The sequence below is a fragment of the Nocardia sp. NPDC020380 genome (genome assembly GCF_044386975.1).
Taxonomy (GTDB): domain Bacteria; phylum Actinomycetota; class Actinomycetes; order Mycobacteriales; family Mycobacteriaceae; genus Nocardia.
Genome location: NZ_JBIRVQ010000001.1, coordinates 199,192 through 212,098, shown reverse-complemented (window position 1 = coordinate 212,098; position 12,907 = coordinate 199,192). Strand labels below are relative to the sequence as shown.

The following is a 12,907-nucleotide window of genomic DNA, read 5'->3' as shown; positions in this document are numbered from 1 at the left end:
CTGACGGAGCGGGGGAGCGAAGCGGAGGAGCGGAGGAGGGAAGACCGAGCGTGCAGGGCCGCGAACCGCCGCAGCGAAGCGGAGGCAAATTGGACACAGCGCGCGGACTACGCGTTGCGATGATGACCCGCGAGTACCCGCCCGAGGTGTACGGCGGGGCGGGCGTGCATGTCACCGAACTGGTTCCACGACTACGGCAGCTGTGCGATGTCACCGTGCACTGCATGGGCGTGCCGCGCGCGGACGCGGTCGTGCACATGCCGGACCCGATGCTGTACGCCGCCAACTCCGTATTGCAGATGATGTCCGCGCAGCTGCGCATGGCCGATGCCGCGGGGACGGCCGATGTCGTGCACTCGCACACCTGGTACACCGGGCTCGCCGGGCACCTCGCCGCCGAACTCTTCGGGATTCCGCATGTGCTGACCGCGCATTCGCTGGAACCGCGGCGGCCCTGGAAGGCCGAACAGCTGGGCGGGGGATACCGGCTCTCGTCCTGGTCCGAGCTCAATGCCGTCACCTACGCGGACGCCGTCATCGCGGTGAGCGCCGGCATGCGCGCCGACGTCCTCGCCGCCTACCCGGACATCGATCCGGGCAAGGTGCACGTGGTCCGCAATGGCATCGACGCCGACGTGTGGCATCCCGGCGGGCCCAAGATCGGCTCCCGGGACATTCTCGGCGAACTCGGCGTGCGCATGGACCGGCCCATCGCCGCCTTCGTCGGGCGCATCACCCGGCAGAAGGGCGTCGCCCACTTACTGGCCGCCGCACGGCATTTCGATCCGGACATTCAGCTCGTCCTGCTGGCCGGAGCCGCCGACACACCCGCCATGGAGGCCGAGGTCGCCGCGGCCGTCCGTGAACTGTGCGCCACTCGTGACGGCGTGTACTGGGTGAAGGAGATGCTGCCCACCGAGCTGGTGCGCCAAGTGCTCGCGGCCGCAACGGTTTTCGTGTGTCCCTCGGTGTATGAGCCGCTGGGGATCGTGAACCTGGAGGCCATGGCCTGCGGGACGGCGGTGGTGGCCTCCGATGTGGGCGGGATTCCCGAGGTCGTCGCCGAGGGCGAGACCGGGCGGCTCGTGCACTACGACGAGACCGCGCCCGAGGAATACCGGCAGGGCCTGGCCCGCGCCGTCAACCGGGTTGCCGCCGATCAGGTTTCGGCCGCGCAAATGGGTGTCGCGGGGCGGGCGCGGGCCATTGCCGAATTCGATTGGAATCAGGTCGCAGCCCGCACTGCGCGGATCTACGACTCTGTTCGCAAAAGCTAGAGCCTCTGTTCGTAAAGCTAGGCCGTCGGAACTCGGTCCTGCAGTTCGAATTTCATGAACACGTCGGCGCGGTCATAGGGGATGGGCCGCAGTTCCGCCGGCGGCACATGCACGAAACCCACCGATTCGTACAGGTGTACCGCATCGGTCAGCCGGGCATTGCTCGCCAGGAACAACGTGGTGGCGCCGTGCAAGCGGGCGTATCCGACGGCCGCGTTCAACAGCAGCCGGCCGATCCCGCGCCCCCGCGCCCGCGGCGTCACCGCCATTTTCGAGATCTCGAAGACGCCCGGCTCCTCCGCGACCAGGGCGACACAGCCGACGATGTCCTCGCCGTCCCGCGCCACCAGCACCTGCCCGCCTGCCGCGACGATCTTCTCCGGATGGTCGAGGGTGGCCAGATCGGCGGGCTCGACACCGAACAGGGCATCGATCCACTCCAGATTGAGGGTCTTGAACGCGCGAGCATCGGCGGCCGTGGACATGGGCTTGATGAGAGTCACCCGACAAGCATCACTTGCCTGCAACCATAACGTCCAATACTTGATAGCTCGGATTGATATGTTCAACTTATGGTTGATGGTGTGGAGCTCCGGCACCTCCGATACTTTCTGGCGGTCGCCGACGAACTGCACTTCGGGCGCGCCGCCGCCCGGCTGCACATCGCCCAGCCCGCCCTCACCCAGCAGATCCAGCGATTGGAAACCCTGCTCGGCGCCAAACTGCTCGACCGCACCTCCCGGACCGTCGCCCTCACCCCCGCCGGCGCGGTGCTGCAGGAGCGTGCCATCGCCCTGCTCGGGCACGCCGACCGCGACCTCGCCGAGATCACCCGCATCGGGGAGGGCAGTCAGGGCACGCTCTACCTCGGCTTCGTGCCATCGGTACTGCCGCTCGAACCTTTGCGCGGTGTGCGCGCGTTCCGGGAGCAGTTCCCGCTCGTGCAAGTCGAGCTGGCGGAAGGGTTCACCAGCCACCTCATGGAACGGCTCGCCACCGGCGGCCTCGATCTGGCCATCGTCCGCGATCCCGATCCCCGGCCCGGCACGGTGACCGCGCCGCTCATGACCGAACCGTTCGTGGCCGTGCTGCCCGCCGATCATCCGGTCGCGGACCGCAGCAGCCTCACGGGCGCGGAACTCGCCGACTATCCGATGGTGTTCTTTCCGCGCGCCGCAGGCGAACTCGCGTACGAGAAGAATCTGTCGCCTTTGCTGAAATCGGGCCGGCGTCCCCGCATCGTCCAGGAAGCCACCAACTGGACCATCGTTCTGTATTTGGTGGCGGCCGGTCTCGGGGTCACTGTCGCCCCGCGCAGTGCCACTTTCACCGCTCCGGCGTCGGCACGAATCATTCCGCTCGCCGACTGCGATGCGGAAACGACCATATATATAGCCAATCGAGCCGGCGACGAACGTCCCCTGGTCCGCAATCTGCTGGACCTGATGCCGTTTCAGGCCCTCGGTCGATAGACCGCGACGGTCACCGACGCCGTCACCGGCAGGGGATCGGGCAGCGCCGCAATCCGATCCGCGCGCTCCTGCGCCGCATGATGCGCCGACGGGCCCATGCCCGCGACATTCGCGATATCCGCATGCGTGAGCGACATCGAATACTCGACCGCGACCTGCTCGACCGCCTCGAACCGCTCGCCCAGCGATTCGGCCAGCCGATCCTGTTTGGCCGCATCCACACTCACCATGCCCAGCGGCCCGACGATCTCGCCCAGATGCCGCGGCGTCGGCGTGACCACGACGAATATCCCGCCCCGGCGCAGCACCCGCGCCACTTCATCGGCATTGCGCGGCGCGAAAACACACACCACCGCATCCACGGCGCGATCGCGCACCGGCAACCCCCGCCAGGCATCCGCGAGCACCGCCCCGGCGCTGACGTGAGCCCGCGCCGCCCGCCGCGCCGCCGCCTTCGAAACATCCAGGGCAATCCCTCGCGCCCGCGGCAGCGAATCAAGCACGGCAGCAAGGTAATAGCCCGTCCCCGCCCCGATCTCCAGTACAGCGGTGCCACCGCTACGGCCGGCAGCTCTTGCCGGGGCTTCATCGTCGGAACGTTGCGCCGCCAGCAGTGCGGCGGCCAGCCGGGCCGCCGACGTCGCCACCATCGCGCTGCCGGGCGTGGCGATACCGCAGCCCTGCCTGGCAATAGTGGTGGTTCGCATCGCCGAAGCACGATCCGCAGAGTCGGACTCGGTCGAGCCGACCCGCTCGGCGGTGAGGGCGGTGGTGAGGGTGTGGGTGATCGCCTCGGCCAAGGGGGCGAAGTGGCCGGCGGATTGGAAGGCGGCGCGGGCGTCGAGCATGGCCGGCGTGTCACCGGTCATCTTGGTGGCGGCGCCGGTGAGGAGGCTGACGTAGCCCTGTTTCGCGAGGTCGAAAGTGTGGCCCGCGGGGCAGCGCAAGGTCCGGGCCTCAGGGTTGAGAGGCCGGGCGCATTCCGGGCAGGCCAATAGATCGGCGCAGGTGAGAAGCCCGTCCACAGGGGACGGCTCGGCTGCACCGATGGGGTCTCGGGTATTCACCGAAGCACCGATGGACTGGCGCCGGTGAGACCAGTGCCAGTGAGCCGGCTTCCCGGAGGATCGTCGAGGCTCACCGGCACGGGCAGGTTCGGGTACTAGCTGGTGACACTCTTCAGTTCTTCACCCAGCGCTGCGGCTTCCTCCGGAGTCAGCTCGACGACCAGACGCCCGCCACCCTCGAGTGGAACCCGCATGACGATTCCACGCCCTTCCTTGGTTGCCTCGAGGGGACCGTCCCCGGTGCGGGGCTTCATGGCCGCCATCCTCTGCTCCCTCCAGATCTGCGCGGTCTGCTGCGCACTTTCATGGAACTCCAGTTGTCACCAACCAGGCGGCCCGCCGGCTCGTGGCGGGCCACACCAAGCCCATTCTTCCCTATCGCGGATCGGGGCGGGTACCTGAGTTCCAAAAACCGACCGTCGTGCCGTCTACGAAGTACTCACATTCACCCAGCAATCGGCCACGTGATCGTCTACCATCCCGGTCGCCTGCATGAGCGCATAGGCGGTCGTGGGTCCCACGAACTTGAATCCGCGGCGCTTGAGTTCTTTTGCGAGAGCGGTGGATTCGGCTGTGACAGCGGGCACATCGGACATGCTGCGCGGGCGTTTCCGGGGGGCCGGAGCGAAGGACCAGAGCAGGTCGTCGAGGCTCTCGCCGAGGTCGCGGGCAACCTGCGCGTTATGGATGCTGGCCTCGATTTTGGCTCGATTGCGAACTATGCCCGCATCCGCCATGAGGCGTTCCGCATCCCGTTCGTCATACGCCGCCACCTTCTCGATGACGAAGCCGTCGAATGCGGCGCGGAAGGCGGGGCGCTTGCGCAGAATAGTGATCCACGCCAAACCCGACTGGAATGCCTCCAGGCACATCCGTTCGAACAACGCGTCATCACCGTGCAGCGGACGTCCCCATTCGCTGTCGTGGTAATCCCGATAAAGCAGCGAACCCTCCGACCAACCGCATCGGACCTTGCCATCCGCAATCGAATCCGGCGCGCTCATTTCTCGCTCGGCTCCTCGATGGATTCCGGTTCACCCGTCAGAACCCGGGGCACCGGAGTGGAAGTGGATTCACCCGGCTCGGCCACCACGGGCCGCGGCGCCGGATCCGGTCCCGCCAAACCCTCCAGCGGCCGCTCCGCCGGCTCATCGCCGTCGGGCGCGTCCGCGTCCGCCGGCTGCTCCCCGTTCTCCGTATGCACCTGCGTGCCGGCCAGTTCCCGCTCCAGCTCATCGATGCGGGCCGCCAGCCGGGTCAGCGCCCAATCCACCTCGCCCGCCTTGTATCCCCGGAACACCTGCTGGAACCGCAACGCCCGCACATCACTCCCGTCGATGCCCTCGGCCGGTAGCACGGTGACCGTGGTGCCCTCCGGCAGCGGCCCCAGCTCCTCCGAGCGCCCGAACAGCGCACTCGCCACGAGGAACAGCAACGCCGCCACGAGACCGACGATCAGCACGTACAGAAGCATCGTGAGCATGCCCCGAGCTTAGGTGCACGCCACCCGGATACGCCCCCGCACCCCGGCGGAAACCGGCCCTCGAATTCGGCCCTTCAGCTACAGGTGGCGGGTGGTGTCGATGTTGAGGGACATGCCGGCCAGGCCGCGGCGGCGGATGGCGAGTTTGTCGGCGATTTCGCGCAAGGCCTTGCCGGAGGCGGAGTCCGGGGCGCGGAGGACGATGGGGGTGCCTTCGTCGCCGGCTTCGCGGAGTTGTTGTTCGATCGGGATCTGGCCCAGGAGGGGGACATTCGCGCCGATTGCCCGGGTGAGGTTGTCGGCGACGGTCTGGCCGCCGCCGGAACCGTAGAGGTCCATGCGCGAGCCGTCGGGCAGATCCAGCCAGGACATGTTCTCGATGACGCCGGCGATCCGCTGCCGCGTCTGCAGGGCGATGGACCCGGCCCGCTCGGCCACCTCGGCGGCGGCCAGCTGCGGGGTGGTGACGACCAGGATCTCCGCGTTCGGGATCAACTGCGCCAGCGAGATCGCCACGTCACCGGTGCCGGGCGGCAGATCCAGCAGCAGGATGTCCAGGTCGCCCCAGAACACGTCGGCCAGGAACTGCTGCAGCGCCCGGTGCAGCATCGGCCCGCGCCACACCACGGGCGTATTGCCCTGGGTGAACATGGAGATGGAGATGACCTTCACGTCGTGGGCCTGCGGCGGCATGATCATCCGCTCCACCTGGGTGGGGCGCTGATCGGTGCCCAGCATGCGCGGCACGGAGTGACCGTAGATGTCGGCGTCCAGGACGCCCACGGCGAGACCGCGTTCGGCCATGGCGGCCGCGAGATTCACGGTGACACTGGACTTTCCGACGCCGCCCTTACCTGAGGCGACCGCGTAGACGCGGGTCAGCGAGCCGGGCTGCGCGAACGGGATGACCGGTTCGGCGGCGTCGCCGCGGAGCTTCTTGCGGAGTTCGGTGCGCTGCTCGTCGTTCATGACGTCGAGGCCGACCGTGATGGCGCCGACCCCGGCCACGTCGGCGACCGCTTTGGTGACGCGTTCCTGGATAGCGGATTTCATCGGGCAGGCCGAGGTCGTCAGGTAGATCACGACGTGGACGCTGCCGTCGTCGCCGATCTCGACGCTCTTCACCATGCCCAGCTCGGTGATCGGTTTCCGGATCTCCGGGTCGTTCACCTTCGCGAGCGCGCCCCGCACATCCGATTCCATAACCACTGGCATGACGCCAGTCTAGGTTGAGCCAACTCTCGGGGCTCGCGGCTCCCCCTCCCGGCGCCGGGGCTTCGCCCCTGAAACCCCAACCGCGGAACGGCGCTGAACTCCTAAGGGGCGCGGCGTCGAACTCACGGGTGTGTGGCGTCGAACCCACGGTGTGTGGCGTCGAACCCGCAAGGGTGGTGCGGTGTCGAACCCGTGGGCGGGGCCGCGCTGGATCAGCGTCGTCAGATGCGGGGGAGGGCGGCTTGCTTGGGGAGTTGGCCGGTGTCGTAGGCGGACTCCCAGGCCATGACGTTGGCTACGTAGGCCATGGAGTTGTTGTAGCGGAGGATGGCGCGGGTCTGCTGGGCCGGGTTGCGCATGTCGAGGCCGCCGTCGCAGAGGTATTTGCCGGCGGTGAGGGCGGCGTCGTACATGTTCTGGGGGTCGGAGATGCCGTTGCCGGTGGCGTCGGCGGCGTACTTGCGCCAGGTTTCCGGGAGGAACTGCATGGGGCCGACGGCGCGGCGGTAGGGGCCGGAGAGGCCGTCCAGGTCGCCGCCGCTGGAATCGTGAACCACGTTGTTACCGGCCAGACTTCCGTCCAGGACGGGCCCGTAGACGGGTTCGATCATATTGCCCTGGCTGTCGGCATTGCCGCCGTAGCCGTGCGTGGATTCCACCCGGCCGATACCGGCCAGCATGGACCACGACATGTGGCATTCCGGATTCTCCGCCGCCAGAATGCCTTCCGCGTTCTTGTAGGCGGCCATCGCGATACCGGGCACGCCGAGCGGTCCGGCGGGGAGGTTCGCGCGTTCGCGGTTGGCGGGCTGGGCCACGGTCTTCACGATCGGGGGCGCAACGGGCACAACCTGTTTCGCTTCGTGTAAGACGGGGTCCGGGGCGGCGACCGGCATGGCGGCCGCCTCTTGCCTGGGTAGTTGTTCGTCGGTGTCGCCCGAGAACTGGTGGTGCACAGTCGAAGTCAGGGCGTCGACGAGATTGCTGTCGGATGCGCCGGTGACGGTGGCGAGACCGGTGGGCACCAGCCCGGCGAGTGCGATGACCGATCCGCGTCGAACTTTCAGGACCGGGGGTTTACGGTGACGTCCCACTTTGTGGTGACCCTCCATTGCCATCGGTGGTTGCCGGGTGCTGCAAGTGAAACAAGGCTACCGCATTCGAGACCTTTCCGTTACGACTCCGTGACAATCCTTGATGGAGCGTTTACGCGGCCGCGATGCAGGTACTCCGACAGGCCGGCCCCACCGCCCGGAAAGGGCAGGTCGGGCCGGCCTGTCGACGGTGTCAGTTGGCCGGGGCGGGAGCCGGCATGGGCAGCACCGGAACCGGAATGGTGATACCGAACGGCAGTGTGATCGCCGGTGCGGGAACCGTTGTGGTCGGCGCGGATTGGGGCGCCTGCTCGGCCTGCGGGGCCGGCGCCATCGGGGCCGGATCGGTGGTCCTGGCGGGCTGCTGCTGTTCGGGCGCGGCCGGCTGACCCTGGTTCGGCTGCACCGCGGGCTGTGGCTGGTTCTGCGGCTGATTCGGGTTCTGCACCGTGCAATTCGCGGTGGCGGGGTCGGGCGTGACCGGCTTGCCGTCGGGTCCGAACTTCTGCTCCTGCGCCTGCCCCGGCTGCACGCCGTCCTGCGGCTTGGCGTCGGCGTTCGCGGCCTTGTTCGCGTCGTCGGCCGGTTTGGCGTCGTCGGGCTTGGCGTCCGGCTTGTCCTGTTGCGCCGGAATCGTGGCTTGCTGGCAGGGATTCACGGGCGCGGGCGCCGGGCAGAAGATGCCGCACGGGATGGGCGGCAGGCCCGGGATGGTGATCATCACCTGGGTCGGCTGCTGCGTGGTGGCGGCCGGCTGCGGCGCCTGGGTGGTGGTGGTCGTGGTGTCGGCGGGCAGGCTGCCGGAGGCCACGGTGATGTCCGGGCCGCCGTTGGCGGGCCACGAGTTGGGCGGGATCAGATCCGGCGAGATGCTCACCTGGGTGGGCGCGGCGCCGGTCTTGTACGCGTTCGCCCAGCTGAGCACGTTGGACGCGTACGCCATCGAATTGTTGTAGCGCAGTACGGCTTTCAGCTCCTGCGCCGGATCGGCGAGATCCAGTCCGCCGGAGCACAGGTACTTGCCCGCGGCCAGGGCGGCGTCGAAGACATTGTTCGGGTCGGGTGTCCCGCTGCCCTTGCCGTTGGCGGCGTAGGCGGCCCAGGTGCCGGGCAGGAACTGCATGGGCCCGATGGCGCGCACATAACTGCCGTCCGTGGCCTTGATCACCTCGTTACCGGCGAGCGTCCCATCCAGTGCCGGACCGTAGATCGGCGAGGTGGTGGTGCCCGCGGCGTCGGTGCGGCCGTTGTTGGCGTGATTGGACTCGATGCGCCCGATGCCGGCCAGCAGGTACCAGGGCAGGTGGCAGTTGGGTTCGGAGGACTGCATGGCCAGTTCCGCATTGCGATACGCGGCCAGCACCAGTTCCGGAATGCCGAGGACGCCGGTGCCGCCGGGCAGGGCGACGTCCTGCAGCGGCACGCTGCCGGGCAGCCGGCCGTCGGCGGGCGGGGTCATTGCGCTGAGTTTGCGGGGGGCGTCCGGAGCCGCCGGAACCAGCCCCACGAGCTGATCCGAGGACGGCGCGGCGCCGGATCGGTCCCCGTTTCCGGCGGCCGAGGCGGCCAGCAGCGCTTCCGGCGCGGCCTGTGGCGCGGCGGCGGTGTGCACTGTCGTGTTGGTGGCCGAACCGGCGGTGACCAGGCCCGCTATCAAAAGCGCCGACGCTGTCACCGGTGCAGATATTCTCTTCGCCACCACACAATCCCCTCGGTCGTGCGGCCGGATCCCGGTGACGACACTCATACTGCGGCAGTGTCTGGGTCGGTCGCTCGGAACAACGTGATCCAGGTTACCCAGCAGTCACCTCATTCGTCACGAACTTGTGTGGTCACTCGCTATCTTCTTGCGACGGAATCGCGACCTCGGGGCGCCTCCGCTCGGTAGTCTTCTTGGCCTTCTTCACCCGCACGACCTCGCCGTCCGCCGCCAGCTTCTCCAGCCTGAACAGCGCTTCCTTGATGTCGTCGAGCTCACGCCGAACATAGTCGCGTGTCGCCACCTCGCCCACCGCGAGGCGCACCGACGCGAGTTCGCGCGCCAGGAATTCGGTGTCCGCCTTCGTCTGGGCCGCCCGCCGCCGATCCTCGTCCAGCGAGACCCGGTCGCGATTGTCCTGCCGGTTCTGCGCCAGCAGGATGAGCGGCGCCGCGTAGGCGGCCTGGGTGGAGAAGGCCAAGTTCAGCAGGATGAACGGGTACGGGTCCCACTGCAGGCGGAGTGCGAAGACGTTCAACAGGATCCACACCACCACGATCACGGTCTGGATCACCAGGTAGCGGCCGGTGCCGAGGAAGCGGGCCACCTTCTCGCTGGCGCCCGCCAAAGCCTCGGCGTCCCAGTCGAACCCGCGGAAGCGTGATTCGACGGGCGTCTCCAGCCGCTGCCGGGCACTGAGTTTCTCGATGCGCTCGCTCATGAGCGGCCTCCCGTTCCCTCCATCACGGGCTTGCCGTGCACATCGTGTTGATCCTCGTCCTGCTCGCGCCAGTCCTCGGGCAGCAGGTGGTCGAGCACGTCGTCGACGGTGACCGCGCCCAGCAGGTGATTCTCCGCGTCCACCACCGGCCCGCACACCAGGTTGTAGGTGGCGAAGTAGCGGGTCACGGCGGTGAGCGGCGCGTCGGGCCGCAATTGCACCAGATCGGTGTCGACGATACCGCCGACCAGGGCCGCGGGCGGTTCGCGCAGCAGCTGCTGGAAATGCACGCAACCCAGGTAGCGGCCGGTGGGGGTGGCGGTGGGCGGGCGCACCACGAAGGCCATGGAGGCCAGCGCGGGCGTCAGTTCGGGATCGCGGATGCGGGCCAGCGCCTCGGCGACCGTGGTGGAGGCGGTGAGCACCACCGGTTTCGGGGTCATCAGGCCACCGGCGGTGTAGGGCGCGTGCTCGAGCAGGCGGCGGACCGGTTCGGAGTCCTCCGGATCCATCAGCGCCAGTAGCGATTCCGCTTCTGTCTCGGGCAGTTCGCCCAGCAGGTCGGCGGCGTCGTCGGGGTCCATGGCCTCGAGCAGGTCGGCGGCGCGTTCCACGCCGAGCTGTTCGAGCAGTTCCACCTGGTCGTTCTCGGGGAGTTCCTGTACGACGTCGGCGAGGCGTTCGTCGTCGAGGGCGGCGGCGACCTCGATGCGGCGCTTGCCCGGTAGTTCGCGCAGCAGGTGCGCGACGTCGGCGGGCCGCATGCCCTCGAACTGGGCCAGCAGCGAGGTGACGTCCTGTCCGGGCAGGTTCAGGTCGTTCTGGGTGAGGCCGCGCACCTGCGCCCAGTCGACCACGTGCACCGACCCGCGCCGGCCGAAGCCGACGCTGAGCCGCCGGCGTTCGCGCACGGCGACCCGGGACACCACCCAGTCGCGGGTGCGGGACTGTTCGATGCCGAGGTCGACCACCACCACATCGGTGTCGAGCAGCTGCGGCAGTTCCGGGTCGACCACCCGGACCGTGGAGTCGAGCAGCTGCGCGACGGCCAGCACCTCGCCGGGGCGCTGTTCGAAGCGCCGCACGCTGATGGTGCCGGTGGTGAGGGTGACCGCGCCGGGCTCGATGCTCTGCACCCGCAGCATCGGTACGAAAATCCTTTTGCGCGTAGGCAATTCGACGAGAATGCCGAGTGTGCGCGGCTGTTGCCGGTCGTATCGGATGGAGACCACCAGATCGCGGAGTCGACCGATGGACTCGCCGTCCGGTCCCAAAACCACCAAGCCCGCTACCCGGGCGGCGAATACCTTCGTCGCTGCCATGGGTGATAAGGCTAGTGGTCGCGTCGGTCCGTAATGTCGCGCCACGAGTTCTCACCCCCGAAGGAGTGACCCATGACATCGCGTTCGCGCCGCTCGGTCCTGGCGGTCCCCGGCAGCAATCCGCGCATGATCGAGAAGGCGAAGGGCCTGGCCGCCGACGAGATCTTCCTGGACCTGGAGGACGCCGTCGCGCCCGGAGCGAAGGCGGCCGCGCGCGCGAACATCGTCGCGGCGCTGAACTCGGACGGCTGGGGCGCGCAGATTCGCGTTGTGCGGGTCAACGATTGGACCACCGAGTACACCTACGCGGATGTGATCGCCGTGGTCGAGGGCGCGGGCGCGCACCTCGATGCCCTGCTGTTGCCGAAGGTGACCGACGGCGGCCAGGTACAGGCGCTGGATCTACTGCTGACGCAATTGGAGAAGGCGCACGGACTCGAGGTCGGCCGGATCGGTATCGAGCCGCAGATCGAGAATGCGATCGGGTTGCGCAATATCGATGCCATTGCGACGGCGAGCCCGCGCGTGCGGACCCTGGTGTTCGGCCCGGCCGATTTCATGGCGTCCATCAATATGCGCACCCTGGTCGTGGGTGAACAGCCGGAGGGCTACGAGCCGGGTGACGCGTATCACCACATCTACATGACCATCCTGCTGGCGGCGCGCGCCCACGGCCTGCAGGCCATCGACGGCCCGTACCTGGCGGTGCGCGATATCGACGGTTTCCGCCGCAATGCCGCGCGCACGGCCGCACTGGGTTTCGACGGCAAGTGGGTATTGCACCCGGATCAGATCACCGCGTGCAACGAGATCTTCAGCCCGCGGCAGACGGATTACGATCGCGCCGAAGAGATTCTGGACGCGTACGCCTTCCACACGTCGGCGGCGGGCGGTGCGCGGGGCGCGGTCATGCTGGGGGACGAGATGATCGACGAGGCCAGTGCGAAAATGGCGCAGGTCATAGCCGATAAGGGACGGGCGGCGGGAATGGCGCGAACCACGCGTTTCTTTGAAAACGGGCACGGCGATCCCCCGTCGGACGAGCAGAAATAGCATGATGGAGTCATGACGAATCCCATGGGGAACGCGAACCGGAACCGTCCGGGTCTGCCCACGCCACCGTCGGGCTGGCCGATCGGCTCGTATCCGACCTATGCGGAGGCGCAGCGGGCGGTGGATTACCTGGCCGACAACCAGTTCCCGGTGGAGGGCGTGACCATCGTCGGTGTCGACCTGATGCAGGTCGAGCGGGTGCTGTACCGCTTGACCTGGGGGAAAGTCATTGGCGGCGGCATGGTTTCGGGCGCCTGGCTGGGCCTGTTCCTGGGTCTGCTGCTGAGCCTGTTCACCTCCGGCGGCGCCTTCGGGCCACTGATCGTGGGCCTGGTGGGCGGCATCATCTTCGGGCTCATCTCGGCGACGATTCCGTATGCCGCCACGCGCGGGCAGCGGGATTTCGCGTCCACCATGCAGTTGGTGGCGGGCCGGTACGACGTCCTGTGCGATCCGAAGACGGCCGAGCAGGCGCGGGACATGCTGGCCCGGCTGGCCATCTGA

At 68.1% G+C, this 12,907-nt stretch carries 14 protein-coding genes; 4 read left to right on the top strand and 10 right to left on the bottom strand.

Annotated elements, in window-relative coordinates; translation table 11 throughout:
• The first annotated feature begins 119 nt into the window (after positions 1 to 119).
• Positions 120 to 1,277 carry a glycogen synthase gene (gene glgA, locus ACH438_RS00940; RefSeq protein ID WP_397000705.1) on the top strand — a complete coding sequence of 386 codons (1,158 nt, stop codon included), beginning with the start codon at positions 120 to 122 and terminating at the stop codon, positions 1,275 to 1,277.
• 17 nt (positions 1,278 to 1,294) lie between these two features.
• On the opposite strand, the gene ACH438_RS00935 is transcribed toward glgA, so the two are convergent.
• Positions 1,295 to 1,780 (bottom strand): GNAT family N-acetyltransferase, encoded by a 486-nt coding sequence (locus ACH438_RS00935; RefSeq protein WP_396999731.1) that lies wholly within the window; start codon positions 1,778 to 1,780, stop codon positions 1,295 to 1,297.
• 81 nt (positions 1,781 to 1,861) lie between these two features.
• Between ACH438_RS00935 and ACH438_RS00930 the strand changes: the two genes are divergently transcribed.
• Positions 1,862 to 2,749 carry a LysR family transcriptional regulator gene (locus ACH438_RS00930; RefSeq protein WP_396999729.1) on the top strand — a complete coding sequence of 296 codons (888 nt, stop codon included), beginning with the start codon at positions 1,862 to 1,864 and terminating at the stop codon, positions 2,747 to 2,749.
• Here ACH438_RS00930 and ACH438_RS00925 read toward each other — a convergent pair.
• From ACH438_RS00925 to ACH438_RS00885, 9 genes are all read right to left on the bottom strand, one after another.
• A complete protein-coding gene (locus tag ACH438_RS00925) occupies positions 2,731 to 3,816 on the bottom strand; it encodes a putative RNA methyltransferase (RefSeq protein WP_396999727.1) in 1,086 nt (361 codons plus the stop codon). The two genes, ACH438_RS00930 and ACH438_RS00925, sit on opposite strands and share 19 nt — an antisense overlap.
• 95 nt (positions 3,817 to 3,911) lie before the next feature.
• Positions 3,912 to 4,079 carry a DUF3117 domain-containing protein gene (locus ACH438_RS00920; RefSeq protein ID WP_396999725.1) on the bottom strand — a complete coding sequence of 56 codons (168 nt, stop codon included), beginning with the start codon at positions 4,077 to 4,079 and terminating at the stop codon, positions 3,912 to 3,914.
• A 165-nt stretch (positions 4,080 to 4,244) separates the two neighbouring features.
• On the bottom strand, positions 4,245 to 4,820 hold the full coding sequence (locus ACH438_RS00915; RefSeq protein WP_396999723.1) for a DNA-3-methyladenine glycosylase I: 576 nt from the start codon (positions 4,818 to 4,820) through the stop codon (positions 4,245 to 4,247).
• Positions 4,817 to 5,299, bottom strand: coding sequence for a DivIVA domain-containing protein (locus ACH438_RS00910; RefSeq protein WP_396999721.1), 483 nt, complete (start codon positions 5,297 to 5,299; stop codon positions 4,817 to 4,819). Before ACH438_RS00910 ends, ACH438_RS00915 begins: the two co-directional genes overlap by 4 nt.
• Before the next feature lie 78 nt (positions 5,300 to 5,377).
• A complete protein-coding gene (locus ACH438_RS00905; protein ID WP_396999719.1) occupies positions 5,378 to 6,514 on the bottom strand; it encodes an Mrp/NBP35 family ATP-binding protein in 1,137 nt (378 codons plus the stop codon).
• A 221-nt stretch (positions 6,515 to 6,735) separates the two neighbouring features.
• Complete coding sequence (locus ACH438_RS00900) at positions 6,736 to 7,608, bottom strand: lytic transglycosylase domain-containing protein (RefSeq protein ID WP_396999717.1); 873 nt, start codon at positions 7,606 to 7,608, stop codon at positions 6,736 to 6,738.
• 193 nt (positions 7,609 to 7,801) lie between these two features.
• On the bottom strand, positions 7,802 to 9,283 hold the full coding sequence (locus tag ACH438_RS00895) for a lytic murein transglycosylase (RefSeq protein ID WP_396999715.1): 1,482 nt from the start codon (positions 9,281 to 9,283) through the stop codon (positions 7,802 to 7,804).
• 157 nt (positions 9,284 to 9,440) lie between these two features.
• Complete coding sequence (locus ACH438_RS00890; protein WP_396999713.1) at positions 9,441 to 10,028, bottom strand: DUF1003 domain-containing protein; 588 nt, start codon at positions 10,026 to 10,028, stop codon at positions 9,441 to 9,443.
• Positions 10,025 to 11,350: a magnesium transporter MgtE N-terminal domain-containing protein gene (locus ACH438_RS00885; RefSeq protein WP_396999711.1), complete on the bottom strand. Its 1,326-nt coding sequence runs from the start codon at positions 11,348 to 11,350 to the stop codon at positions 10,025 to 10,027. Before ACH438_RS00885 ends, ACH438_RS00890 begins: the two co-directional genes overlap by 4 nt.
• Positions 11,351 to 11,422: 72 nt before the next feature.
• Between ACH438_RS00885 and ACH438_RS00880 the strand changes: the two genes are divergently transcribed.
• Positions 11,423 to 12,403, top strand: a complete 981-nt coding sequence (locus ACH438_RS00880; RefSeq protein WP_396999709.1) for an HpcH/HpaI aldolase/citrate lyase family protein — start codon at positions 11,423 to 11,425, stop codon at positions 12,401 to 12,403.
• 12 nt (positions 12,404 to 12,415) lie between these two features.
• Positions 12,416 to 12,907 carry a general stress protein gene (locus ACH438_RS00875; protein ID WP_396999707.1) on the top strand — a complete coding sequence of 164 codons (492 nt, stop codon included), beginning with the start codon at positions 12,416 to 12,418 and terminating at the stop codon, positions 12,905 to 12,907.